This window comes from Pseudomonas sp. LY-1 (genome assembly GCF_053502595.1).
Genome location: NZ_CP094353.1, coordinates 4,437,156 through 4,460,595, shown reverse-complemented (window position 1 = coordinate 4,460,595; position 23,440 = coordinate 4,437,156). Strand labels below are relative to the sequence as shown.

Here is a 23,440-nt window from a genome sequence, read left to right as displayed (position 1 = left end):
CGGCGAATATCAAGCAGCGAGCTCCTTGTGGGAGCGGCGCACATATAGTTGCAATTGCAACTACATGTCTGAATCTAGCGCGGGATGAGCTACTATTGCAACCTTCTTGAAATTCCCCGGATGGTGTTGCATGTCGTCGAAAGAGCCTGATGTCTGGTTCCGTTTTGTCAGGGCCCACAGGACGGTCATCCGTGAAATCGAGCGGCGCCTGGCTGCGGCCGACCTGCCGCCCTACGCCTGGTACGACGCATTGTGGGGCCTGGAAAGCGGCCCCGAAGGTACTCGGCGCATGCATGAATTGGCCGATGTGCTGGCCATCGAGCGCTACAACCTGACGCGCCTGGTGGACCGCCTGGAAAAAGACGGCCTGGTGGTGCGCTCCCGCTCCGACGGCGACGGCCGTGCCGCGTTTGCCACGATCACCGAGGCCGGCCGGGTGTTGCGCAAAAAGATGTGGGGCATCTACGAAAGCACGGTGGATGAGCTGTTCCTGTCGCAGATCGCACCGGAGCAGCGCCAGGGGTTTGCCGAAGCCCTGGAACGTACTGCCGGGTTGGCGATGGAGGCCGGTGTGCAGGTCCGTAGCCGGCGCAAATCCTGAGACACGACGATTCAACGTGGAAGATGGCGTGGTCCCGATAACAGGCAGCTGTCGACTGACCCGCCGCTATCGGGAGCAAGCCCCTTGCGCCGTTGTTCGCATTCCGGCTCATTGCAGTGAGTAGCGCTTCATCGCCCGTTCGACCTGCTGTGCAGCGATGAGCCCGTCCTTCGCCAGGGCGCTCAATGCAGACACCGCAATCCAATAGCGACTGGGCGCCGATGCCTGCACCGAGCCCGCGCCCAGCCCCACGAACCGCGCATCCACGTAAGCCGCCAACGGGTCGACAATCGGCTGTGCATAGCCGGTCACTGCAATCACCGGCGCGGCATTCCCGGCCAGGCACTCGCGCAAGTGGCTGCTGCGTCTGGGGGCGGTGGGGTGCAGGCGATTCCAGCGTTCGGCGGCCGCGGCCTCTCGGGCCAGCCGCGTGTAGCTGGGGCAACTCCACAGCTGCGCGGTAATATTCCAGTCCTCTGCCAACAAGCGTTTGGCCTGCACGACCTCTTCAAGCGCCCGACCTGCGCCGAGCAAGCGCACGTCCCCTGGGGCATCGCGCTGGAGCGGATACATACCCTTGAGCGCATCTTCACGGTCCTGCTCGGTCAACGGTACTGCGTTGTCGTCGTCATGCAGCGCCAGGTAGTAAAACCCGGGCTTGCCGTCGATATACAAGGTGCGCAGTCCCGCCAGCACGATCGCCCGGACTTCCTCACCCGTGGCAGGATCGTAGGGTGTGCAATGCGGATTGCTCGCCAGCCACAGCGGGAGAGAAGGCTGTGCGCCCTTGGGCCAGGCCGAGGGTTGGGTTTCGATGTCGTTGCACAGGATGCCGCGCTGCGCCGTCTCGGTCGACAAGGCACACAGTTGTGCCGACGACACCGCGCTGTGCAGGTACAGCAACGGTTTTTCCGCAGTTTTGCGCGCAAACCAGACGGGCCAACTGCCCACGCGCCGGGAACGGGACTGGCCGCGAATCACCCAGGCCTGCCGGCTGGCTTCCAGGGTGTTGGCCATGCTCATGACGGTATGCAATGGCGAACTTCGTGTATGTCCGGCCTGGTTCAACGCATCACAGCAAAGCTGTGCGGCGTGCGCGGTGGTGGCAATCATCGGTCTGACTCCTCGGCAAGGGAGGCTTACCCTAAGGGAAATCGACTTATAATTGCAATTGCAATGGTTGCAATTGTTTTTCGATGGCCCAGTGCTAAATCCGTACAACGCTGCTACGTTTAATCTGAACGTGCAGGAACGTCATGACACCGACATTTTTCCGTCATCACGGCACATTAGGCTGGCTGTGCAGGTCATTTACCTGCGGCTGCTTTCAACTCAAGAAGGAGTTCACCATGGACGATTACCAAGAAGAACTGCTGGAGTACCAGGCCTTTGAATGGGACCCTTTGGAGCCTGCCGACGACGCTACTGAGCTGTAAGACCGGCTTCAGGCGGATTGCCGCTGACTGCGGCGAAATTCCCCTGGGGTTTGGTTGTTCCATCGCCTGAACGCCCGTTGAAAGGCCTGGGCCGAGGCAAAACCGAGCAAGTAGGCGATCTCGCCGAATGCCAGTTCCGTATCGCGGATATAGGTCATGGCCAGGTCGCGGCGGGTATCGTTGAGGATCGCCCGGAACTGAGTGCCTTCATCGGCCAGTTTGCGGCGCAGGGTCCAGGTCGGCAGCTTCAAGCGCGCCGCCACTTCTTCCAGGTCGGGTTCCCGGCCGCCATTGAGCATCGGCCCGAGCAAGCGGGTAATGCGCTCGCGCAGGCTGCGGGTGCGGGTCAACTGCTCCAACTCCCTTTCACACAGTTGTAACAGCAGTTGCCAGGTACTCGGGCAATGCTCCGGGTTGCGCAGCGCCAGGGTTGTCTGGCTCAGGCGCAGTTGATTGGCCTCGGCGCCGAAGTGGACCGGGCTGTCACCCAGCATGCTGTATTGTTCGCTGTAGTCCGGTGCTTCGAATTCGATCTCGATGCGCTGCGCCTGTACCGGCTGCTGGGCCAGGCTCGACAGTTGGTGCAGCCAGCCGGCGATGATCGAGTCGACCACAAAGCGGTTATAGGCGTTGTACGGGCTGATGGAGTAGAAACGCAGCCACGCGCCTTCGGCGTCTTCATGAAAGCTCGACTGCCCGCGATAGTTGGAGCCGTACAGCGCTTCAAAGCGCGTGAGGGTGCGGGCCGCTTCGCGCACGTTGGGCGCCTGGGCGGCCGTGACACCGGCCAGGCCGGCCTGGCTCAAGCGGCTCGACTGGCCCATGCGCAGGCCGAGGCCCGGGTCGCCGGTCAGTTGAATGGCAGCATGGCCCAGGCGCATGTAACGCGGGATCGACAAGCGCGCGCCGGCTTCGGCGAGCCGTAGCGGGTCCAGGCCGTATTGCAGCAACAGCGGTTGCGGGTCCAGGCCGTGGCTGCTGATGGCGTCGGCCAGGGTGTGCACGAAGCCCACCGACAGATCCCCCAGGCGTACCGGCTTCACGGCGTTACAGCCAGATATTCAGCAAGCGCGCGCCACGGGCGTCGCCGTCGGCGAACACCTGGCCGTTGCTGCTGAGAAAGCTCTGGCCGGCGCTGCCCAGGTCCCAGAACTGCCCGCGCAGAAACACACTCATGCCCGCGATGGCCTGGCTGATGGGCGGCTGGCCGATCAAAGTTAGCCGCCGCCAGGCTTCGCCTTCGCTGAGTTCTTCGGGTTTGAGGCTGATTTCCGCGGGCGTCGACACGCTCTTGAAGCCGCGCCAAGGGCGGCCCCAGGTGTCGCGGCCGATAACAAACGCGGGGACTGCGATCAACCTTGCACCTTGCTCATTGAGCTTGCGGTAGTTGTCCGGGTACCAGCTGTCGCTGCCGATCAGGATGCCCAGGCGTCCGGCCGGGGTGTCGACCACGCTGACGGTGTTTTCATCCCCGGGCGCAATGAAGCCGCGCTCGTCGTAGATCGGGTAGAGCTGACGCTGCGGCTGGCCCAGGGGCAGGCCATCGGCCGCAAATACCAGGCTGGCGTTGTACAGCGCGCCATGCCCGACCTGCAGTTGCCCCTCGCTCACGCTGGGGTTGGGCAACGCGATGGAACCGGCCACCAGGGTCACGCCAAACTCCTTGGCCAGGCCGCCGAACAGCACTTGGTAGTCCCGCGCCATTGCCGGGGCTTTCATGCGCAAGTACGCGTCGTCCATGCGGTTGTCGCCGGTGGCGCTGATCCAGGCGCGCATGAACTGCAGCGGGTTGCTGATCGACAGCCAGTTCATCGCATCTTTCAGGTGGGTCGCCTGATACAGCTCGTTTTTTTCGCCGCTGAGCATCAGCCAGGTGCCGATATGTTCCGGCAGCACCACGATGGTTTTTTCATTGATCAGCCCCTGGTTTCGCGCCGTTTGCAGGTAGGCCGCGAGTTTCAGGTGCAGGCGTTCCAGGCTCTGGTAGTCGCCGGGGAACAGTTCCGGCTGAATGCCCAGCAGGTTGCCGCGATCGGCAGGCTGGCCTTCGTTGACGGCCAGGGTGATGCGCAGGTCGGACAGGTAATGCGCCACGGGGCGTTCCTGGGTCCAGACCAGATAGGCGGCGACGGCGGCAACCAGCGCCAGGGTGACGGTAAAAGCGAGAAGTTTACGCATGGGGGAACAGACAACAGACCGAGTGCAGGGTTCGCGACTAGGGTAGGGCCCGCGGCTCGGCTTGCCAAGGGGCGCTGTACATTTGGATCAATAACTTGTCAGTTTCGGTCATTGAGTGCTAGCCGAACGCCTCTTAGTCTGTGGGACATAAACCGATGGCAAGCCGTAAGAGCGTGCCACGTCCCGTGATGATCCGTTGTGGAGCTTGACCATGACCGCTGCTGCGTACCCGCACCTGCTGGCCCCGTTGGACCTGGGTTTTACCACCTTGCGCAACCGTACCCTGATGGGCTCGATGCACACGGGGCTGGAAGAAAAACCGGGCGGTTTCGAACGCATGGCGGCCTACTTCGCCGAGCGCGCCCGTGGCGGCGTGGGCCTGATGGTCACCGGCGGCATTGGCCCGAACGATGAAGGTGGGGTGTATTCCGGCGCGGCCAAGCTGACCACCGACGAAGAGGCGCAGAAGCACAAGATCGTGACCCGCGCCGTACACGAAGCCGGCGGCAAGATCTGCATGCAGATCCTCCACGCCGGCCGTTATGCCTACAGCCCCAAGCAGGTGGCACCGAGCGCGATCCAGGCGCCGATCAACCCGTTCAAGCCCAAGGAGCTGGACGAAGCGGGCATCGAGAAACAGATCCAGGATTTCGTCACCTGCTCGCTGCTGGCGCAATCCGCCGAATACGACGGCGTGGAAATCATGGGTTCCGAAGGCTACTTCATCAACCAGTTCCTCGCCGCCCACACCAACCACCGTACCGACCGTTGGGGCGGCAGCTACGAAAACCGCATGCGCCTGGCGGTGGAGATCGTGCGCCGGGTGCGCGAAGCGGTCGGCCCGAACTTCATCATTATCTTCCGCCTGTCGATGCTCGATCTGGTGGAAGGCGGCAGCAGTTGGGAAGAAATCGTGCAACTGGCCAAGGCCATCGAGCAGGCCGGTGCGAGCATCATCAACACCGGGATCGGTTGGCACGAAGCGCGCATTCCGACCATCGCCACCAAGGTGCCGCGGGGCGCGTTCAGTAAAGTCACCGCCAAATTGCGCGGCGCGGTGCAGATCCCGCTGATCACCACCAACCGCATCAACACCCCGGAGATTGCCGAGCAGATCCTCGCCGCAGGCGATGCCGACATGGTCTCGATGGCGCGGCCATTCCTCGCCGACCCGGAGTTCGTCAACAAGGCCGCGGCCGGTCGTGCCGATGAAATCAACACCTGCATCGGTTGCAACCAGGCCTGCCTCGACCACACCTTCGGCGGCAAGTTGACCACCTGCCTGGTCAACCCGCGCGCGTGCTACGAGACCGAGCTCAACTACCTGCCGGTCAAACAGATCAAGAAAATCGCCGTGGTCGGCGCCGGTCCCGCGGGCCTGGCCGCTGCCACGGTGGCGGCCGAACGCGGCCATCAGGTGACGTTGTTCGATTCGGCCAGCGAGATCGGTGGCCAGTTCAACATCGCCAAGCGCGTGCCGGGCAAGGAAGAGTTTTTCGAGACCCTGCGTTATTTCAACCGCAAATTGCAGACCACCCATGTGGAGGTGTGCCTCAACACCCGCGTCGACGTCGCGCAACTGACGGCAGGCGGGTACGACGAGATCATCCTCGCCACCGGTATCGCCCCACGCACGCCGGCAATTGCGGGCATCGATAACCCGAAGGTGCTGAGCTACCTCGACGTGATCCTCGAGCGCAAACCCGTGGGCAAGCGCGTCGCGGTGATCGGTGCCGGCGGTATCGGCTTCGACGTGTCGGAATTCCTCGTGCATCAGGGCGTGTCCACCAGCCTGGACCGCGACGCGTTCTGGAAAGAGTGGGGCATCGACACGCAGTTGCAAGCGCGTGGAGGCGTCGCCGGGATCAAGCCGCAACCGCACCCGCCGGCGCGCGAGGTGTTCCTGCTGCAGCGCAAGGCTTCCAAGGTCGGTGACGGGTTGGGCAAGACCACCGGCTGGATTCACCGCACCGGGTTGAAGAACAAGCAGGTGCAGATGCTCAACAGCGTCGAGTACCTGAAGATCGACGACGCGGGCCTGCATATCCGCATCGGCGCCGAGGGCGAGCCGCAGTTGTTGGCGGTGGACAACATTGTGATCTGCGCCGGCCAGGACCCGTTGCGCGAATTGCAGGACGGCCTGGTCGCAGCGGGCCAGAACGTGCACCTGATCGGCGGTGCCGACGTCGCCGCCGAACTCGACGCCAAGCGCGCCATCAACCAAGGCTCGCGCCTGGCGGCTGAGTTGTAAAACGCCGAGAAGGGGCAGTGTTAGACTACTGCCCCTTTTTCATACGGACTTGCGCCGATGGGCCCTTTCGACTGGCTCCCCCATGCGCCCCTGGAACCGCTGCCGCTGGATTGGCTGAACGGGGTCGAATTGGCCGTGCTGCGCCTGGACCGCATCGACCCGCTGATCAGCGGCAACAAGTGGTTCAAGCTCAGCGAACACCTGGCCCTGGCGCAACAGGCCGGTGCCGACGGGATCATCAGCCTCGGCGGGGCGTACTCCAACCACCTGCATGCGCTGGCGGCGGCCGGCAAGCGTTTTGATTTTCCCACCGTCGGCCTGTTGCGCGGCCATCCCCAAGACACGCCCACCGTTCTCGATCTGAAAGCCTTCGACATGCAGTTGCATTGGCTGGGCTATGGCGGCTACCGCGCGCGGCATGAACCCGGTTTCTGGCAGCCGTGGCACGAACACTATCCCCATCTCTACCCGGTGCCCGAAGGCGGCGGGGGCATCGCCGGGGCGTTGGGTTGCGGCGTATTGGTCGAGCAGGCGCGTGCGCAATTGAGCAACGTGGGGTGGGACGATTACGACGCATGGTGGCTGGCGGCAGGCACCGGCACGACTGTGGCCGGGCTGGCGTTGGCCGAGGCGGGGAGACATCCGGTATACGGTGCAATGGCGGTGCCGGACGATCACGGCGTGGCGCAGAACGTGCGCGCTATCGTGCAGGACGGCTTTGCGTTGTTGGACGCCAGCCGGGGCGGCTTCGCCAAGGTCGACCCGTTGTTGCTCGACTTTATCGAGACCACGCAACGGGCCTGCGGCCTGCCGCTGGAGCCGCTCTATACCGGCAAGGCACTGCTGGCGTTGAAGCAACAGGTCGAAGCCGGACGCTTCCCTCCCGGCACGCGTCTGATCTTCGTCCACACCGGCGGCTTGCAAGGCCGCCGAGGGTTGGCTGCCTAACGCTTGGGCAGCATGCGCAACACGGTGTTATCGCGGATGAAGTAGTGGTGGTACAGACCTGCCACGGCATGCAGGCCGATCAACCAATAACCGATGGAGCCGCCCAGCTCGTGCCACTCTTTGATCTGCTTGGACAAGTCCTTGTTTTCGCCGATCAGGGGCGGTAACTCGATCCCATAGAACATCACGGAATGCCCTTGGGCGCTGACGATCAGCCAGCCAGCGATCGGCATGCCGATCATGAAGGCATACAGTGCAAAGTGCATCAGGGTCGCCAGCAGGCTCTGCCATTGCGGCGGCGTCGGTACGATTTTCGGCGCGACCCCCAGCGAGCGGGCAAACAGGCGCAGCCAGACCAGCACAAACACGGTCAGGCCGAACATGAAGTGCATTTCCACGATCAGCGCCCGCCCGCCACTGCCTTTGGGGAAGATCCCGCGAAACTCAATACAGGCGTAGACCACCGCCAGCAGCACCACCATCAACCAGTGCAACGCAACCGACATGGTGCTGTAACGTGACTCGGAATTTTTCCACGGCATCGCTTGATTCCTCACTCATCAGGGCAAACCTCCGTTCTTTGGCGACGAAGTCCTTTTACTGTAAGCCTGTTTTGCAGGGTTTGCCCGGCGCGAATGCCGTTGAGTTGACCTCGATCAGTGGCTTTGCGGCATTTCACCGCGGGCCAGGCGCTGGTTGATGTCGGCGATCACCGCTGGCAGGTCGCTGATGGTGTCGATCATGTAGTGCGGGCGCGAACCTTCGAACATCGCTTCGATACGCGTGCGCTCATGGGCCAGGCTGGCGCTGTCCAGGGCGCGGAACTGTGCGTAGGTCAGGCCCAGGGCGTTGCCGGAACAGGTCAGCGCCACGGTCCACATCCCGGCGCGACGGCCTTCGAGAATGCCCGGTACGGTGTCGTCGACCTTGACGCATGCCGCCACATCGTCAACGCCCAGGGCGATCACGTTGGCCAGGGCCTGCGCCGGCCATGGGCGGCCGTTGGGCACTTCGTCGGTGGCGACCACATGGTCGGCGACGTAGCCGTTGGTGGCGGCCAGCGCGACGACCTTGTCCATCACTTGCTTGGGATAGCCGGAACAGGAACCGATCTTGAGCCCTTGCGCACGCAGCACAGCGATGCAGTCGAGGGCGCCGGGGATCAGCGCCGAGTGCTCGGCGATCTTTTCGATCTGCAGCGGCATGAAGCGCTGGTAGATCGCGCTCACGTCCTCGTCGCTGGGCATGCGGCCGAACGCCTGGCGGTAACGCTCGGCGACCTGCGGCTGGTTGCACAGGGTGCGGATATGGTCCCATTTGCCCATGCCCATCGGGCCACGGGCTTCTTCGATGGAGACCTGGACGCCGAACTCGGCGAAGGCTTCGACAAAAATCTGCGTCGGCGCGAACGAGCCGAAGTCGACCACGGTGCCGGCCCAGTCGAGGATGACAGCCTGCAGGGTATCGGGGTGTTGATAGTTCATGGTTCAGATCCTGGGGGTAAAAAGGGCAATCAGATGTCCAGCACTTGCATCGCGTGCAGCGCCTGCGCAATGGCCGCGACCGCCGCGCGCATCTCGGCCGCATCGACGTGGCCGATGCAGCCCACGCGAAAGGTGTCCACTTCGGTCAATTTGCCGGGGTACAGAATGAAACCCTTGGCCTTGACCCGTTCGTAGAACGCCTTGAACTGGTAGCGCGGGTCTGTCGGCGCGTGGAAGGTGACGATGATCGGTGCCTGGATCGCCGCCGGCAGGAAGCTGCGCAGGCCCAGTTCGGCCATGCCGTCCAGCAGCACCTGGCAATTGTTGGCATAGCGTCGCTGGCGCGCGGGCAGGCCGCCGTCTTCGTGGTATTGCAGCAGCGCTTCGTGCAGCGCGGCGACCACGTGGGTCGGCGGGGTGAAGCGCCACTGGCCGGTCCTGGCCATGTACTCGTGCTGCTCGAACAGGTCCAGCGCCAGGGAGTGGCAGTTGCCTTGGGCGGCGCCCAGCGCGTGTTTTTCAGCGAAGACAAAGCCCATGCCCGGCACGCCTTCCAGGCACTTGCCCGAGGCGGCGATGAGGGCGTCGAACGGTACTTCGCGGGCATCGATCGGCAGCGCGCCGAAGGAACTCATCGCGTCGACGATCAGGCGCTTGCCATGCTCTTTGACCACCTGGGCGATCTGCGGCAGCGGGTTGAGCAGGCCGGTACTGGTTTCGCAATGGATCAACGCGACGTGAGTAATGGCCGGGTCGGCGTGCAGCAGGCGGTCGACGTCGGCGGCGCTGCAGGGTTCGTCCTCGGCGGTTTCAAAGGTGCTGAAATCGCGGCCGAGCACTTCGCAGATCTGCGCCAGGCGCTTGCCATAGGCGCCGTTGATCAGCACCAGCACCTTGCCGTTGCGTGGCACCAGGGTGCCGATGGCCGCTTCGACGGCGAAGGTGCCGCTGCCTTGCAATGGCACGCAATGGTGAGTGGCGGCGCCGTTGAGGATCGCCAACAGTTGCGAGCAGACGCTGGCGGTCAGTTGATTGAAGCGCTCATCCCATGAACCCCAGTCCACCAGCATTGCCTGGCGGGTGCGGGCAGAGGTGGTCAGGGGGCCTGGGGTCAGCAGGATCGGCGCGGCGCTGCTCATTTCAAGTCCTCGCAAAGTGTCCGGGGGTGGACGTTACGGCGCCTAAATTGCAGTTTGGCTTGTCATCAATCAAATTGTTTGTTGTTATGCGAGCTATCAGTCAGGCCGATAGAAAGGTCACTCAACATGAATTTGTTCCAACTGCGCGCATTCGATGCAGTGGCCCGTGAGGGCAGCTTTACCCGCGCGGCGGCGCGGTTGTTCATCAGCCAGCCGGCGGTGACCGGGCACATCAAGGCCCTTGAAGAGCACTACCAGATCCCCTTGTTGCGCCGCACTGCGCGGCGCGTCGAGTTGACCGAAGAGGGGACACGCCTGGCAGCGATCACCCGGGCGATCTTTGGCCTGGTGGACGAAGCCCAGGCCCTGCTGGAGGCCAATCGGCAGTTGCTCAGCGGGCGCCTCGAAGTGGCGGCGGACGGACCGCACCTGGTGATGCCGATGATCGCCAGCCTGCGCGCGCGCTACCCAGGGATCACCGTGAACCTGCGCCTGGGCAATGCCCAGGAAACCCTGGCGGCGCTGCTGTCCGAGCATGCGGATGTGGCGGTGCTCACCGAAGTCGAACCACGCAACGGCCTGCACTTGCAGGCGCTGGGCGAATCGCGGATCTGCGCGTTGGTGCCGGCCAGCCACCCGTGGGCGACGCTGGCCCAGGGCATTCAGTTGGAGCAATTGCACGAGGTGATCATGGTGCTGCGCGAGCCGGGCTCCATTACCCGGCGCACCTTCGATCACGCCTGCCTCGGCGCCGGGGTGCAGCCGAAAGTGCTGCTGGAGCTGGACAGCCGTGAAGCGGTGACCGAAGCCGTTGCCGCCGAGTTGGGGGTTGGCGTGGTGTCCTCGATGGAGGTCAGCCCGGACCCACGCGTGCGTGCGCTGCCGATCCACGGGCAGGGGCTGCTCAACCGACACATGTTGGGGTGCATGGAGCGCCGTCGGTCGCTGCGTTTGATTCAGGCGTTTTTCGAGCTGGCGCCGTGAAGGTTTTTTGGTGGAACGTTGCGTTTTTGCCCTATAAACTCTGCCCCCAAAGCGCCGGCCAGTAGACGTCTCGGCGCGATGCATGAGGAAGAGAGCAAGTCATGGGCGCACAGTGGAAAGTCAAACATAAAGAAGCGGCAGCCAATGCCAAGGGCAAGATCTTCGGCAAACTGGTGAAAGAGATCACCATCGCTGCCCGTAACGGTGCCGACACCGCGACCAACGCCCACTTGCGTCTGGTGGTGGAGCAGGCCAAAAAAGCCTCGATGCCCAAGGAAACCCTGGACCGTGCCATCAAGAAAGGCGCCGGTCTGCTTGGGGAAACCGTGCAGTACCACCGCGTGACCTACGAAGGCTTCGCCCCGCATCAGGTGCCGCTGATCGTTGAGTGCGTGACCGACAACATCAACCGCACCGTGGCGGAAATCCGCGTGGCGTTCCGCAAGGGCCAACTGGGCGCTTCCGGCTCCGTGGCCTGGGACTTCAACCACGTCGGCCTGATCGAAGCCGCGCCGGACAGCCCGGACGCCGATCCTGAAATGGCGGCCATTGAAGCCGGCGCCCAGGATTTCGAAGAGGGCGAAGAAGAGGGCACCACCCTGTTCATCACCGAAACCACCGACCTCGACGCCGTGCAGAAAGCGCTGCCGGAGCAGGGTTTTACCGTGCTGTCGGCCAAACTGGGCTATATCGCGAAGAACCCGGTGACGGGGTTGACCGACGAGCAGATGGCTGAAGTCGAAGCCTTCCTCGAAGGCCTGGACAACCACGATGACGTGCAGGATATGTTCGTCGGCCTGGCCGGCTGATCCATGCCTGAATAAACGCGCTCAAAACTGTGGGAGGGGGCTTGCCCCCGATAGCGGTGTGTCAGTCAACGACAATGTTGAATGGGCCACAGCCATCGGGGCAAGCCCCCTCCCACATTGGGTTCAGTGCTGTGGAATAGATTGCAGCAGCGCTTCGACTTCCTCGAAGCCCGGCCGCGCCAGCACTTCGGGCCGACAGCAGCGGGCCTGCAAGCCTTCCAGGATCTGGCGTGTGGTGTCGCTCAAGCCTACGTCGATCCGCTGCAACAACTCCCCGAGCAACACTCCGAACGCACGCACTTCAATGCGTTGCAGTGCCCTGGTTTCTACGGTGTCGGCGGTGGCATGGAACGACGCCGCGCCGAAATCCCCGAGCAAGCAGTCGCCCGCCGCGTTCCATAGAATATTGTGGCCGTACAGGTCGCCATGGGTAATGCCGTGGCGGTGCAGGTGCGCGCCCACCGAGGCGATGCCGCGAGCCATGCGCAATGCCACCGCGAGGCTGAAGCGGGTAGCCGGTTCGTAGATGTCGCGGGTGCAGGACGCCAGGCTCGGCAGGGCGGCGAGGTTGCGGTAGCTCGGCTCGATCAGGTCCATCACCAGCGCGGCCTGGTCGTCGGGGTGGCCAACCACGCGGCCTTCCACCTTGATCAGGTTGGGGTGCAACCCGGCGGCAATGCATGCCTGCATTTCGTGCAGCGGTGAGCCGTCGCTGGTGATGCTGCCTTTGTACAGCTTGACCGCCACCGGCTTGGCCGAGGGCTGCCAGAGTGCCTTGCGGATCACCCCGGAGGCGCCTTCCCCGAGCACCTCGGCCAGTTCCAGCGCCGACCATGGAATGTCGGGCGTCGCATCGTCGGCGGCCACGTCCGCCGCCATTTCCACCGGGTTGCCGGCGTAGGCCAGCCAGGTCAGGCTGGGCAGCGCCAGGAGCCAATCGGGCAAGCCGGTGAGGCGGTTGGAGGCGATGCGGATCAGCTCCAGGTTGTGACAATTGGCCAGGCTTGGCGGCAGGTGCGCCAGGTGGTTGCCGGCCAGCATCAGTTTTTGCAGCAGCGGCCGCTCGCCCAATTCGTCGGGCAGTTGGCTGATGCAGTTATCGGTGAGGATCAACCAGCGCAACAGCGGCGGCAACGCGGCGGCCGGCACGTGGCGGATGCGGTTGGCCTTGAAGCCGATCATGCTCAGCTTTGCGCATTGGCCCAGGCAGGCCGGCAGTTCGGTAAAGGCGTTGTCCGAGCAGAACAGCACGCGCAGGTGCGGCAGGCGATGCAGGTCGTCGGGCAGGCTGCTCAGGGCGTTGCCGCTGAGGTTGAGGATTTCCAGGGAGTCGGCCAGTTCGAAGATTTCCCGGGGGAATTCGGTCAGCCCACAGGACAGGTCCAGGCGCTGGATTCCGGCCAATTGGCCGGCCTTGAGTTGGACGAGGGTATTCATGAACGGCGCGGTCACTCGGCAAGGGGGCGTAAAAAGGCGCTCATGATACCGGGTCGGGCGTGTGTTGCGGGCGGACCGCCTGCAATTGGTTCAGGCGACTGGCGGTGCGCGCCAGATCGATGGCCTGGCCGCTCAAGGCCTGCTCCAGCGGGTGCGCGCCGATCAGGATCAGCTGTTTATCCTGGTCGTAGAGCACGTCCACCAAGTTGATAAAGCGCTGTTGCACGGCGATCGGGCAGTCTGCCAGGTGCGGCAGCCCGTCGATGATCCACTCGTCGAAGTCCTGGCACAGCAGCAGGTAATCCATCACCGCCGTGAGTTGTTCGCAGAGGTCATGGAAGGTGAAGGCGATGCGCCGTGCCTGCTGGCTGCGGCAGCGCAGCTGGCGGTTGCCGACCGTCAGCGCCTGCGCCGGGCAATCCGTGGCCGGCAGCCCGAGCGCGGTTCTCTGCGCCGGTGTACCCGGCCACACGTACCGACCGCTGCTGAAGCGCTGTTCGGCATGGGCCTGGGGCAGGCTGCGAAAGTCCTTGGGCGAGCTGACTTCCAGCACGTCCATGCGCGCCGCGATCAGGTCGATCACTGGCTTGAATCGCTCGTGGTACAGCGGGTTGGGCAACAGCCCTTGCGGCGGATAATTGGACGTCACCAACACCAGCACGCGACGTTGGAACAACGCCTTGAACAGGCGGTTGATCAGCATCGCATCGCCGATATCGTGGACATGGAATTCGTCGAAACACAGCACGCGGCAGCCGTCCAGCAGCGTATCCAGGGTCACCGCCAGTGCGTCGTGGTGCTGACGGTGGGCGAACATGCCCCGGTGCAGGCGGGCGAAAAAATCATGGAAATGCACGCGTTGTTTTTCGGCGATCGGCAATGCCTGGAAAAACCCGTCCAGCAGCCAACTTTTGCCGCGCCCCACCGGCCCGTGCAAATACAGGCTGCGGGTGGGCTGGCCGGCGAGCAGGTGGTGGGTCTCGCGCGCCATCGCCGCAATCGCCCGGGCCTGTGCGGCGCTGAGGGTATAGCCGTGCTGCTCGGCCTTGGTCTGAAAGAAGGTGGGGATGGGTGAGTCGTCATGGGTGGGGTGTTTTTTACCGAGCAAACGACGGATCAGGGAACGCGGCGCCAAGGGGAGTCACTCTGTGTGCGGTGGTCGCTCACTTTAGGGCGACAATCGGGATTTGACCAATAGCGAAGCGCGTCGCCAGCCATCTCGAAAACGCATGGCCTTTACGGGGCGTGGGCTTCAGAACTGCAGCAGCGGCGTGGTCGGCAGCCCCTGCGGGCTGACCATTGCGTAGTTGTACCCGCCGCCGGACCAGTACTCGGCGAGCAAACCATCGGCGCTGCGGCTGCCGCGGGGCAGGAAGTTATTTTCCGGGCCCGGCGGGCGGATGTAGAAACTGATGTGCCGGCCTTGCCGATCCTCGTACAGCACCATCGCCGCCGCGCCTTGTTCGGTGCTGAGCAAGCGCCCGCTGACGGCGGTGAAACCCGCCTGGCTCAAGTCGGGCAGACGCTGGGCCTGGTTGAAATAGCGGTCGAGCCAGGTTTGCATCGTGGCGTTGCCCTGGGCGTGATAGTCGGCGGGCAGCACACCGTCCAGGGCAAACAGGCGGTAAGCCTGCATGGCATCGGCCATGGGCAGCATGGGCGGTTGCGTGGCTTCGCGCGCCTGCCAACCACCCAGGCCGCCGAGGCTGACCGCCATCAGCAACACCGCCGCCGTGGCGAAATGGCGGCGCGACTGCTGCTTGATGCGCTGGCGGATCAGCGCCGGGTCCAGGGCCGGGTTGGCTGGCTGCTGCAACGCGCCACTCAAGGCGGCGCGCAATACGTGCGCGTCCTGCTGCCAGGCATGCACCTGGGCGGCGACCTCGGGGTGGGCGGCCAAGTAGGTTTCCAGCACGCGTCGATCGCTCTCCGGCAGTTGCTGGTCGACGTAGGCATGCAAATCGCGTTCGCTGGGGGGCAGGCTGATCATTTGAGTATCCGCAGGGAAGGGCTGGTCATTTCGCCATCGCTGAGTTGACGCAGGGCTTGGCGCGCCCTGGACAGACGCGACATCACAGTGCCGATGGGCACGTCGAGAATCTGCGCGACTTCCTTGTAGCTCAAGCCTTCGACCGACACCCACAACAGCAGGGCGCGCTGTTCGCTGTTGAGCCGGTCGAAGGCTTGCAGGGTCGACTGGGCGATTACCGTGCGTTCGACCGACGGCTGCACATCGTCGCGGCCAGTGAAGAACTCGAGCATGCGCGCATAGCGCCGGGTGCGCCGATGGGCATCGAGGAACTGCCGGTAGAGGATCGAGAACAGCCAGGCGCGCAGGTCGCCGTCGACGGTTTTGTCGGCCCAGCGGGTGATCGCCCGTTCCAGGGTCGATTGCACCAGGTCGTCGGCGCTGCTGGCGTTACGGCTCAGGGACAGGGCAAAGCGCCGCAGCCTGGGGATGAGTTCACGTAACTGTTCGTCGAGTTCATGCATGGGGAGTCGAGTCTAACCGGTTGTGTGCAGGTAGACGCTGCTCCCCGTAGGTTATTCCACTCGCGATGAAAAGAAACTTTACGCGTGTCGGTGAGAAGTTTCTGTAAAGCCTGAGCGCCTGTAATCGCGGGCTCGTACCTCAATCCACCCTCGTACCTGCCAGCCATTTTTCGGCAGTCAACCGATGAGGGTGTATCCATGATGTTTTCACCGACCGAAAAACCGCTTTTTTCCCCGTCCATGCTGGCGCCTCTGCCTGCCCTGCAGCGCGCCTTGGTTGAGCAATGGGGCTTTGGCCCATCGACCCCGCCGAGCGCCGCCTGTATCCACCACGCCATCGAAGCGCAAGCGGCGCTGGCGCCGCATGCGACGGCGGCAGTGTGTGCGGGGCAGCGCATCAGTTATGAACAACTCAACCGCCAAGCCAATCGTTTGGCCGCGGGCTTGATCGAGCAGGGCGTCAAACGCGGCGACACTGTGGCGCTGTTCGTCGAGCGTTCGATCCCCATGCTGGTGGGCCTGTTGGCCGTGTTGAAGGTCGGCGCCGCGTATGTGCCGCAGGACGCCAGAATCGTCCCGCCCCTGCAACTGGCCATGGTCCTCGAGTCATTGACCAGCCCGCTGATTCTGACCCTGTCGCACCTGGCGGATCGCATCCCGTCAGACGCTGCCCATCGCAGCTTGTGCCTGGACACGTTCCTGGCCGAAGTGCCCTGGATCGCCCAGGACAATAAGCCGGTGGGCGCCGTCGTCGACACCCACGACCTGTGTTTCGTGCTGTTCACATCCGGCACCACGGGGCGCCCCAACGGCGTGTGTGTCAGTCACCGTAACGTATGCAACATCCTGTTGACGCAGCCCGGGCGGATGGGCATGGCGCCGGGCCGCAATGTCGGGCAGATCCTCAATATCGGCTTCGACATGGCAGCCTGGGAAATACTCGGCTGCCTGGCCCATGGCGCGACCTTGCTGATTCGCGGCAAAGCCATTGCGCAGACCGCTGCACAATGCCATGTGTTGATCGCAACCCCTTCGATCCTGGCCGGCCTCGATCCTCGGCAGTGCCCCGATCTCCAGGTGGTCGCGGTCGCCGGAGAACCCTGTTCCCAGGCCCTGGCCGAGCGTTGGGCGGCGCATTGCACGTTCTACAACGGCTGCGGCCCCACCGAAACCACCATCGTCAATACGCTGCATCGGCATGTGCCTGGCACACCATTGACCATCGGCCAGCCGACCCCCAACAACAGCGTGTACGTGCTCGACGAACAGGGCCGCCCCTGTGAGGCGGGGCAAGCCGGGGAAATGTGGGCGGGCGGCGCCGGGGTAACGGCGGGTTATCTGAACAACCGCGCATTGACCCACGAACGGTACCGCCCGGACCCCTTTGTGGGCGGCGACGCCATGATGTTCCGCACACGCGACCTGGGACGCTGGACGGCCGACGGGCAACTCGAGCACCTGGGGCGCGTCGATGACCAAGTGAAAGTCCGCGGGTTCCGGGTAGAGCTGGACGCGGTGTCCAGCGCCCTGGAAGCCGGCGATGGCTGCACGCGGGCCGTCACGCTAAAACTCGACAGCCGCACCTTGGTCGCCTTTGTTTCGCCGGCCAGCGCCGACGTGGCGTCCTGCCGACGCCAATGCGAGCAGCGCCTGGCCTACTACTGCGTGCCGGCGCTGATCGACGCAGTGGAGCATTTTCCACTGACCGCCCGCGGCAAGATCGACAAGGCGCTGTTGCTGCAACGGGCGCGTGAAAGGTGGGTGGCCGTGCAGGCGTTCGCGGTGCAGGAGCCTGGCCATGCTTGATGCCCTGAGCCAAACCGTGGTGCCGCCCAAACCGGCGCTCTGGCGGCGCTGGACGGCGTTGCCGGTGTTTTCCTACTACAACCGCCTGGCAGCGCTGGTGTTGCTCAGCAACCTGGCGTTTGCGGTGCTGGGCGTCGGCCTGCAGGGCGTCAGCACCCAGACGTTGTCGTCGCTGGTGCTGATCAACCTGTCGCTGGCCATCCTGATTCGCCAGCAATACCTGATCAATGCGTTGTTCTGGCTGGCGACGCGCATCCCCGTCACCTGGCCGCTGCGTGTGCGGCGCAGCGCGGCCAAGGTGTACCACGTCGGCGGGCTGCACAGTGGCGCGGCCCTGGCGGCCACGGGCTGGTTTGCGGGGTGGGTCGGTGTGCAGGCCGCGGACTATCTGCAGCGGCCGGGCAGCGTTTCGTTCGCTGGGTTGTGGCTTGGCGCGACGCTGCTCGGCGTGTTGCTGTTGATGGTGGGCATGGCGCAACCGCGCATCCGGGGGCGATTTCACAATGGCTTCGAGCGGGTTCATCGGTTTGCGGGGTGGGCCGCGTTGCTGTTGTTTTGGGCGCTGACCTTGCTGGCGTCCGTCGAACGCGGTGCGAGCCTGCTGCACAGTGGCGCGTTCTGGATGCTGGTGCTGTTGACGCTGAGCATCGCACTGCCCTGGCTGCGGCTGCGCAAGGTCGCCGTTGAGCACACGCGGCCTTCCGGGCATGCGGTGATTACGCGCTTTACCCACACCACGCCATTCGCCGGTTCGTCGACCGCGATCAGCCGACATCCGCTGTTGGAGTGGCACTCGTTTGCCAACATCCCCACACCGGGCCAAACCGGGTTTCGGCTGACCATTTCCCGCGCCGGGGATTGGACGGGGCGGTTTATCGAGGACCTGCCGCGCCATGTGTGGGTCAAGGGCATCACCACCGCTGGCGTGGCCCATGTGGAAACCCTGTTCAAGTCGGTGGTGTACGTCGCCACCGGCAGCGGGATCGGCCCGGTCATGCCGCATTTACTCGCGGCGCGGCTGCCGATCCAACTGATCTGGTCGACCCGCAGCCCGCGCAAGACCTACGGCGACGAATGGGTCGACGAGATCCTGCGTGCCCAGCCCGACGCGTTGATCTGGGACACCGATGAGCGCGGCAAACCTGACCTGGTGCAGTTGGCCTACGGCGCGGTGCAAGCCTGTGGCGCGGAGGCTGTGATCTGTATCGCCAACCAACGACTGACGCGGCAGGTCGTGCAAGAGCTGGAAGCCCGGGGGATACCCGCCTATGGCGCGATCTGGGATTCGTGAAGCGCATGTGTTCATTAAACGATATCAATCAATGGAGGTGCCTATGAATGTAGTGATCGAGCGTCAGGGTCGGGTGGTCCTGGTCAGGCTCAATCGTCCCCAGGTCAAGAATGCGCTGAACTCGGCGCTGATGACCGAGCTGGTTTCCTGTCTGGAGGCCCTGGACCAGGACCCCCAGGTCGGGTGTTTTGTCATTACCGGCGGTGCGCAGTATTTTGCCGCCGGAGCCGATATCAAGGAGATGAGCGGCAAGACCTATCAGGACATGCTCAACGAGGATTACTTCGTCGGCTGGGAGGCATTTACCCGCCTGCGCACGCCGACCATCGCCGCCGTCAACGGTTACGCCTTCGGCGGAGGGTGCGAACTGGCGCTGATGTGCGACATGATCTTTGCCGCCGATAGCGCCACCTTTGCCCAGCCGGAGATCAAGCTCGGCGTGATCCCTGGCATGGGGGCGACCCAACGTCTGACAGGCTTGATCGGCAAGGCCAAGACCATGGATCTGGTGCTGACCGGGCGGCCGATGACGGCTCACGAGGCTGAACAGGCCGGGTTGGTGTCGCGTGTCTATCCGGCGGCGAGCTTGCTGGAGCAGACGCTGGCGGTGGCCGCGCAAATCGCCGGTTTTTCTCGCCTGGCCACCCGGGCGGCGCGCGAGGCGGTCGAGCAATCCCTGCAGCTCGGGCTGCACGAGGGCGTGCGGCTGGAACGTCGACTGTTCCACAGTCTGTTCGCCACGCCCGATCAGCAGGAGGGCATGCAGGCGTTTCTCGACAAGCGACCGGCCGCGTTTAATCGGGTGTAGGAGGGCCAAGGACTCGGCGCTGGCTGCTCTGAAAAAAACTACAGTGAAGGAGGAATAAACCTACATGGGATTCGTCTCATAGCTCAATTTCCCCTTGGCCATGTGCCCTGGAGCTTTTCATGGTAGATCACTCATCACCGCCCCGTCCGCCACTCAGCACGGCCAGCCTGGCGATCAGGCTGGCGTGTATCGGTGGCGTGGTAGCGGCTGTCGCCGGGGCGTTTGCCTACGTCAACGGCACCTTCGACCCACAACGGCTGCAGCCCAAAACCCTGGTCAATGCCCTGGAAACCAATAACGGCATCCACCCGGGGTTTCGGCGCAACCATGCCAAGGGCGTATGTGTCGCGGGGTACTTCGAGAGCAGCGCCGAGGCGCGTGCCTACTCCAGTGCCCAGGTATTCAATGCGGCCAGGACCCCTTTGATCGGCCGGTTTGCCTTGCCCAGCGGTAACCCCTACGCGCCCGACAGCAGTGTGCCGATCCGCAGTTTTGCCGTGCAATTCAGCCAGGCCAACGGCCAGCAGTGGCGCACCGGGATGAACAGCATGCCGGTGTTTCCGGTGGGCACCCCCGAGGCGTTCTATCAACTGCTCAAGGCCGGCGCGCCCGATCCGGCCACCGGCAAGCCCAACCCGGCGAATATGCCGGCGTTCTTTGCGGCCCATCCCGAGGCCGCGCCGTTCCTGGCGTGGGTCAAGACGGCCAAGCCATCCGCCAGCTATGCGACGGAAACCTACAACGGCATCAACGCGTTTTTCCTGGTGGGCGCCGATGGCAAGCGCCAGGCCGTGCGTTGGGCGGTTGTCGCGCAAAGCCAGGATGCTGTGGGCGATACCGCGCCAGCCGGCAGTGACTTCCTGGAAAAAGACCTGGTGCAACGTCTGGCTTCAGGACCGCTGCGTTGGCAGTTGAACCTGACACTGGCCAACCCCGGCGATCCGCTCGACGATGCAAGCAAACCCTGGATCGGTGAGCACAAAATACTCAACGCCGGCACCCTGGTGCTGCAAAGCAGCCAAGCGCAAGCAGACGGCGATTGCCGCGACATCAACTTCGATCCGCTGATTCTGCCAAGCGGCATCGAGGCTTCGAATGACCCGCTGTTGGCTGCGCGTTCGGCCGCCTACGCCAGTTCCTACCTGCGCCGCGCCGCAGAAGTCAGCCCGTTGCACCGCCCCCCTCAGGAGTCGAAGCCATGAATGCCCAACCACGGTTTTTCGCCCCCCTGGCGCGCCTGCTGCACTGGCTGATGGCGCTGATGATCATCGCCATGCTGTTCATCGGCGCGGGCCTGGCAGCGTCGGTTTCCGAACGGCATGAATGGTTGATTCACCTGCACAAGCCGCTGGGTATCGCGATCCTGGCGTTGGTGATCGTGCGTTTGGCGGTGCGCTTTTCCACGCGCCAACCGCCGTTGCCTGGCGATCTGCCGCGATGGCAAGTGTTGGCGGCCAAGGCTTCCCATTGGCTGCTGTATGCCTTGATGCTGGTGTTGCCGCTGCTCGGCTGGGCGATGATTTCGGCGGCGGGCGACCCGGTGATGCTCAGCCATTCGGTGCAACTGCCGGCGCTGGTGTCGGCCAACGCACCGCTGTTCGCGGTGCTGCGCAAGGCCCATGGCTATCTTGCCTACGTGCTGTTTTTCACGGTGTTGTTGCACCTGGCGGCGGCGCTGTTCCATGGGTTGATTCGCCGTGACGGCGTGCTGCAGAGCATGACGGGCACCCAGGACTGAGGCCCGCGCTTGATCCGTGTGGCGAGCACGCTCGCCACATTCAGCGCAACAGGCTGACGATATCGGCCACGCTGCTCAACACATCCTTGCCCAACTGCATCGAGCGTTTGCCCGACCAGCCGGTGTTCGGGTTGGGCGCGTCGTCGTTGTCCTTGAAGGGCATCTCCAGGGTCAGCGACAGGCAGTCGTACTTCTCACCGACGGCATTGCAGGCCAGGGTCATATTGGCTTCGCCCGGCAGGTCGCGGGTGTAGCCGTGGGTGGTCTGGAAGTCACGGGTCAAGGCGCTCAGGTGGCTGCGAAAGTGCTTTTCCAGGGCTTCGATACGCGGGGTGTAACCGGGGTTGCCTTCGCAGGCGGCGGCGAATACGTAGGGGATTTCTTCGTCACCGTGGATATCGAGGAACAGGTCGACGCCATACTTTTCCATTTGCGTCTGGACGAACAGCACTTCCGGGCTGATCTCCTGGCTGGCGCTCTGCCAGGCGCGATTGAGGTCCTGGCCCATGGCGTTGGTGCGCAGGTGGCCGTGAAACGCGCCGTCGGGGTTCATGTTCGGCACCAGGTACAGGTCGGCGACGGCCAACAGCTTTTTCAGCTCGGCGTCACCGTCCTGCTGCAGGCGTTCGATGATGCCTTCCATAAACCATTCGGCCATGTGCTCGCCGGGGTGCTGCTGGGCGATGATCCACACCTTGCGCCGGCCTTCGCCACCTTTGCCACGGCGCAACAGTTGGATATCGCGGCCTTCGACACTTTTACCGGTGGCCAGCAAGCGGGTGCCGGCATGGTTCAGCGCCTGGTCGATGAGCCAGTCGTGGCGTTCGCGGTTGTAGGGTTCGAAGTAGGCAAACCAGGCGTGTTTCTCACGGGTTTCGAGACTGATGTGCAGGGTTTCGCCGTCGAAACGCGTAGGCACCCGGAACCAATTGACGTGGTCATACGACGCCACGGCGTTGTAGCCGCTCCAGGCGTGTTTATAGGACGATTGCCCGGCATTGCTCAGGCGGAAGGTGTGGGTGTGGCCCACGTGCATGCCTTCGGCCTTGAAATGGAACCATTGGAAATGGTGACTGCGGGTATCGGGTTTGATTGCCAGCAACAAGTGATAGGCATCGCTGGCATCCAGAACCTGGATGTTGCCGCTGTCGAAGTTGGTGCTGATTTTGATGGAGGTCAAGGCCACGGTCATAGTCTGGCTGCCTGAGTATGAGTGTTGTGGCGGTTATCTTACACAGAGGCCGGGCAAAATCCGGATGCAAAATTGTTGCGGGAGGAGGGGGCGTCATCCTTGACGCCGCAGCAGCTTAGAATTTATGAGATTGATTCTCAAGTGCTATTTCGCAAAGGTCTGAGCCAGAGCGGTCGCCCGACTTTCTTTTGACGATGGTCTTTTGCTATCATGCGTGCCATCAAGCAACACACAGTCTTCATTAGCCTGAAGCAAAGCCAGAGACGCTGGCAAAAAAAAGACCCGGCCAAAGAGCCGGGTCAAAAACCGTGATTAGCCTGATGAGGAGATATTCCAAGAGTCCGACCTAAGGTCCCTTGGTCTATCGACTGATCTCGCGATCAGCTTGGTCCAATAATAATCATTATCATTTGCAAGTCAAATGTTTTTATCCGTGGGATAGAAATATTTTTCTTTCGCGTGGCTCATGCACCGTCCTGAGTCTGCGGCGCCTGCAACGATCGCTCCACCATCGCCTTCGCCATATCAATCAAATACACCACTGAAAATGCCAGGTCACGCTGGTTGCCTTGATGGCTGCTCGCCGATTCGTAGGCTGTGGCAGCCGCGCTGCGCAACAGGTCCGAGGCATGCACCAGGGCTTCCTCCGGGCTGACGCCGGGCTTGATGCTGAAGAAGGCGTCGTTCGGGGCCGAGGCGCACATCTCTTCTTTCAAATAGTAATCCAGCGCACGTTGGGCGGCGCCGCTGCTGCGCATGTCGAGCAGCTCATGGGATTCGGGTTCGCAGGGCAGGCGATACGGGCTTGTCGTCATAGGGCGGTACTCGGGTTGGGTGTCGAAACG

Annotated in this window: 23 protein-coding genes; 11 read left to right on the top strand and 12 right to left on the bottom strand. The window is 63.4% G+C overall.

Annotation, left to right across the window (positions count from 1 at the left end; genetic code table 11):
- Positions 1-130 precede the first annotated feature (130 nt).
- The gene (locus MOQ67_RS20300) at positions 131-601 is read left to right on the top strand and encodes a MarR family winged helix-turn-helix transcriptional regulator (RefSeq protein WP_108525050.1); all 471 of its coding nucleotides are present in this window, start codon (positions 131-133) and stop codon (positions 599-601) included.
- A gap of 108 nt (positions 602-709) precedes the next feature.
- Here MOQ67_RS20300 and MOQ67_RS20295 read toward each other — a convergent pair whose 3' ends face one another.
- Positions 710-1,714 (bottom strand): transketolase-like TK C-terminal-containing protein, encoded by a 1,005-nt coding sequence (locus MOQ67_RS20295; protein WP_198718197.1) that lies wholly within the window; start codon positions 1,712-1,714, stop codon positions 710-712.
- A 143-nt stretch (positions 1,715-1,857) separates the two neighbouring features.
- On the opposite strand from MOQ67_RS20295, the gene MOQ67_RS20290 reads away from it, so the two are divergent.
- Positions 1,858-2,037 (top strand): hypothetical protein, encoded by a 180-nt coding sequence (locus MOQ67_RS20290; protein ID WP_198718211.1) that lies wholly within the window; start codon positions 1,858-1,860, stop codon positions 2,035-2,037.
- 8 nt (positions 2,038-2,045) lie between these two features.
- Here MOQ67_RS20290 and MOQ67_RS20285 read toward each other — a convergent pair whose 3' ends face one another.
- Positions 2,046-3,080, bottom strand: a complete 1,035-nt coding sequence (locus MOQ67_RS20285) for an AraC family transcriptional regulator (protein ID WP_198718198.1) — start codon at positions 3,078-3,080, stop codon at positions 2,046-2,048.
- Positions 3,081-3,084: 4 nt separating this feature from the next.
- A complete protein-coding gene (locus MOQ67_RS20280) occupies positions 3,085-4,215 on the bottom strand; it encodes a carbon-nitrogen hydrolase family protein (protein ID WP_017848136.1) in 1,131 nt (376 codons plus the stop codon).
- 211 nt (positions 4,216-4,426) lie between these two features.
- Between MOQ67_RS20280 and MOQ67_RS20275 the strand changes: the two genes are divergently transcribed.
- A complete protein-coding gene (locus tag MOQ67_RS20275; protein WP_017848135.1) occupies positions 4,427-6,466 on the top strand; it encodes an NADPH-dependent 2,4-dienoyl-CoA reductase in 2,040 nt (679 codons plus the stop codon).
- Positions 6,467-6,523: 57 nt separating this feature from the next.
- The gene (locus MOQ67_RS20270; RefSeq protein ID WP_198718199.1) at positions 6,524-7,414 is read left to right on the top strand and encodes a 1-aminocyclopropane-1-carboxylate deaminase/D-cysteine desulfhydrase; all 891 of its coding nucleotides are present in this window, start codon (positions 6,524-6,526) and stop codon (positions 7,412-7,414) included.
- Here the strand turns inward: MOQ67_RS20270 and MOQ67_RS20265 are convergent.
- The 3 genes from MOQ67_RS20265 to MOQ67_RS20255 form a co-directional block, all read right to left on the bottom strand.
- A complete protein-coding gene (locus tag MOQ67_RS20265; protein ID WP_198718200.1) occupies positions 7,411-7,956 on the bottom strand; it encodes a cytochrome b in 546 nt (181 codons plus the stop codon). The two genes, MOQ67_RS20270 and MOQ67_RS20265, sit on opposite strands and share 4 nt — an antisense overlap.
- 114 nt (positions 7,957-8,070) lie before the next feature.
- A complete protein-coding gene (gene phnX / locus MOQ67_RS20260; RefSeq protein WP_198718201.1) occupies positions 8,071-8,898 on the bottom strand; it encodes a phosphonoacetaldehyde hydrolase in 828 nt (275 codons plus the stop codon).
- A gap of 29 nt (positions 8,899-8,927) precedes the next feature.
- On the bottom strand, positions 8,928-10,037 hold the full coding sequence (locus MOQ67_RS20255) for a 2-aminoethylphosphonate--pyruvate transaminase (protein WP_198718202.1): 1,110 nt from the start codon (positions 10,035-10,037) through the stop codon (positions 8,928-8,930).
- A gap of 126 nt (positions 10,038-10,163) precedes the next feature.
- Here MOQ67_RS20255 and MOQ67_RS20250 point away from each other — a divergent pair, with 126 nt between their 5' ends.
- Together MOQ67_RS20250 and MOQ67_RS20245 are read left to right on the top strand one after the other, a co-directional pair.
- On the top strand, positions 10,164-11,021 hold the full coding sequence (locus MOQ67_RS20250) for a LysR substrate-binding domain-containing protein (RefSeq protein ID WP_017848130.1): 858 nt from the start codon (positions 10,164-10,166) through the stop codon (positions 11,019-11,021).
- Between the two features lie 101 nt (positions 11,022-11,122).
- Entirely contained in the window at positions 11,123-11,830 is a 708-nt protein-coding gene (locus MOQ67_RS20245) for a YebC/PmpR family DNA-binding transcriptional regulator (protein WP_017848129.1), read from the top strand.
- 123 nt (positions 11,831-11,953) lie between these two features.
- On the opposite strand, the gene MOQ67_RS20240 is transcribed toward MOQ67_RS20245, so the two are convergent.
- The 4 genes from MOQ67_RS20240 to MOQ67_RS20225 form a co-directional block, all read right to left on the bottom strand.
- The gene (locus MOQ67_RS20240) at positions 11,954-13,267 is read right to left on the bottom strand and encodes a leucine-rich repeat-containing protein kinase family protein (protein WP_198718203.1); all 1,314 of its coding nucleotides are present in this window, start codon (positions 13,265-13,267) and stop codon (positions 11,954-11,956) included.
- A 40-nt stretch (positions 13,268-13,307) separates the two neighbouring features.
- Positions 13,308-14,402 (bottom strand): cell division protein ZapE, encoded by a 1,095-nt coding sequence (gene zapE, locus MOQ67_RS20235; RefSeq protein WP_198718204.1) that lies wholly within the window; start codon positions 14,400-14,402, stop codon positions 13,308-13,310.
- A gap of 117 nt (positions 14,403-14,519) precedes the next feature.
- Positions 14,520-15,257, bottom strand: a complete 738-nt coding sequence (locus MOQ67_RS20230; protein ID WP_046485410.1) for an anti-sigma factor family protein — start codon at positions 15,255-15,257, stop codon at positions 14,520-14,522.
- Complete coding sequence (locus MOQ67_RS20225) at positions 15,254-15,760, bottom strand: sigma-70 family RNA polymerase sigma factor (RefSeq protein ID WP_046382864.1); 507 nt, start codon at positions 15,758-15,760, stop codon at positions 15,254-15,256. The genes MOQ67_RS20230 and MOQ67_RS20225 overlap by 4 nt, the downstream gene beginning before the upstream one ends.
- Before the next feature lie 198 nt (positions 15,761-15,958).
- Here MOQ67_RS20225 and MOQ67_RS20220 point away from each other — a divergent pair, with 198 nt between their 5' ends.
- The 5 genes from MOQ67_RS20220 to MOQ67_RS20200 all read left to right on the top strand — a co-directional run bounded on the left by MOQ67_RS20220 (position 15,959) and on the right by MOQ67_RS20200 (position 21,403).
- Entirely contained in the window at positions 15,959-17,566 is a 1,608-nt protein-coding gene (locus MOQ67_RS20220) for an amino acid adenylation domain-containing protein (RefSeq protein ID WP_198718205.1), read from the top strand.
- Positions 17,559-18,857 carry a hypothetical protein gene (locus MOQ67_RS20215; RefSeq protein WP_198718206.1) on the top strand — a complete coding sequence of 433 codons (1,299 nt, stop codon included), beginning with the start codon at positions 17,559-17,561 and terminating at the stop codon, positions 18,855-18,857. Before MOQ67_RS20220 ends, MOQ67_RS20215 begins: the two co-directional genes overlap by 8 nt.
- A 43-nt stretch (positions 18,858-18,900) precedes the next feature.
- The gene (locus tag MOQ67_RS20210) at positions 18,901-19,665 is read left to right on the top strand and encodes an enoyl-CoA hydratase-related protein (protein WP_017848122.1); all 765 of its coding nucleotides are present in this window, start codon (positions 18,901-18,903) and stop codon (positions 19,663-19,665) included.
- A 119-nt stretch (positions 19,666-19,784) separates the two neighbouring features.
- On the top strand, positions 19,785-20,867 hold the full coding sequence (locus MOQ67_RS20205; protein WP_017848121.1) for a catalase family peroxidase: 1,083 nt from the start codon (positions 19,785-19,787) through the stop codon (positions 20,865-20,867).
- Positions 20,864-21,403 carry a cytochrome b gene (locus tag MOQ67_RS20200; RefSeq protein WP_017848120.1) on the top strand — a complete coding sequence of 180 codons (540 nt, stop codon included), beginning with the start codon at positions 20,864-20,866 and terminating at the stop codon, positions 21,401-21,403. The genes MOQ67_RS20205 and MOQ67_RS20200 overlap by 4 nt, the downstream gene beginning before the upstream one ends.
- 40 nt (positions 21,404-21,443) lie before the next feature.
- Here the strand turns inward: MOQ67_RS20200 and MOQ67_RS20195 are convergent, their stop codons facing one another.
- Both MOQ67_RS20195 and MOQ67_RS20190 read right to left on the bottom strand, forming a co-directional pair.
- Positions 21,444-22,595, bottom strand: coding sequence for a M14 family metallopeptidase (locus MOQ67_RS20195; RefSeq protein ID WP_198718207.1), 1,152 nt, complete (start codon positions 22,593-22,595; stop codon positions 21,444-21,446).
- A 464-nt stretch (positions 22,596-23,059) separates the two neighbouring features.
- Complete coding sequence (locus MOQ67_RS20190; protein WP_126585746.1) at positions 23,060-23,410, bottom strand: DUF6124 family protein; 351 nt, start codon at positions 23,408-23,410, stop codon at positions 23,060-23,062.
- Positions 23,411-23,440 lie beyond the last annotated feature (30 nt).

Bases quoted from the DNA above. Each gene is read 5' to 3' on its own strand.
- MOQ67_RS20210 (WP_017848122.1), top strand. From the start codon at position 18,901: ATGAATGTAGTGATCGAGCGTCAGGGTCGGGTGGTCCTGGTCAGGCTC.
- MOQ67_RS20195 (WP_198718207.1), bottom strand. From the start codon at position 22,595: ATGACCGTGGCCTTGACCTCCATCAAAATCAGCACCAACTTCGACAGC.
- MOQ67_RS20220 (WP_198718205.1), top strand. From the start codon at position 15,959: ATGATGTTTTCACCGACCGAAAAACCGCTTTTTTCCCCGTCCATGCTG.
- MOQ67_RS20200 (WP_017848120.1), top strand. From the start codon at position 20,864: ATGAATGCCCAACCACGGTTTTTCGCCCCCCTGGCGCGCCTGCTGCAC.
- MOQ67_RS20265 (WP_198718200.1), bottom strand. From the start codon at position 7,956: ATGCCGTGGAAAAATTCCGAGTCACGTTACAGCACCATGTCGGTTGCG.
- MOQ67_RS20225 (WP_046382864.1), bottom strand. From the start codon at position 15,760: ATGCATGAACTCGACGAACAGTTACGTGAACTCATCCCCAGGCTGCGG.
- MOQ67_RS20255 (WP_198718202.1), bottom strand. From the start codon at position 10,037: ATGAGCAGCGCCGCGCCGATCCTGCTGACCCCAGGCCCCCTGACCACC.
- MOQ67_RS20190 (WP_126585746.1), bottom strand. From the start codon at position 23,410: ATGACGACAAGCCCGTATCGCCTGCCCTGCGAACCCGAATCCCATGAG.
- MOQ67_RS20245 (WP_017848129.1), top strand. From the start codon at position 11,123: ATGGGCGCACAGTGGAAAGTCAAACATAAAGAAGCGGCAGCCAATGCC.
- MOQ67_RS20275 (WP_017848135.1), top strand. From the start codon at position 4,427: ATGACCGCTGCTGCGTACCCGCACCTGCTGGCCCCGTTGGACCTGGGT.
- MOQ67_RS20215 (WP_198718206.1), top strand. From the start codon at position 17,559: ATGCTTGATGCCCTGAGCCAAACCGTGGTGCCGCCCAAACCGGCGCTC.
- MOQ67_RS20240 (WP_198718203.1), bottom strand. From the start codon at position 13,267: ATGAATACCCTCGTCCAACTCAAGGCCGGCCAATTGGCCGGAATCCAG.
- MOQ67_RS20280 (WP_017848136.1), bottom strand. From the start codon at position 4,215: ATGCGTAAACTTCTCGCTTTTACCGTCACCCTGGCGCTGGTTGCCGCC.
- MOQ67_RS20300 (WP_108525050.1), top strand. From the start codon at position 131: ATGTCGTCGAAAGAGCCTGATGTCTGGTTCCGTTTTGTCAGGGCCCAC.
- MOQ67_RS20290 (WP_198718211.1), top strand. From the start codon at position 1,858: ATGACACCGACATTTTTCCGTCATCACGGCACATTAGGCTGGCTGTGC.
- MOQ67_RS20270 (WP_198718199.1), top strand. From the start codon at position 6,524: ATGGGCCCTTTCGACTGGCTCCCCCATGCGCCCCTGGAACCGCTGCCG.
- phnX (WP_198718201.1), bottom strand. From the start codon at position 8,898: ATGAACTATCAACACCCCGATACCCTGCAGGCTGTCATCCTCGACTGG.
- MOQ67_RS20230 (WP_046485410.1), bottom strand. From the start codon at position 15,257: ATGATCAGCCTGCCCCCCAGCGAACGCGATTTGCATGCCTACGTCGAC.
- MOQ67_RS20295 (WP_198718197.1), bottom strand. From the start codon at position 1,714: ATGATTGCCACCACCGCGCACGCCGCACAGCTTTGCTGTGATGCGTTG.
- MOQ67_RS20250 (WP_017848130.1), top strand. From the start codon at position 10,164: ATGAATTTGTTCCAACTGCGCGCATTCGATGCAGTGGCCCGTGAGGGC.
- MOQ67_RS20205 (WP_017848121.1), top strand. From the start codon at position 19,785: ATGGTAGATCACTCATCACCGCCCCGTCCGCCACTCAGCACGGCCAGC.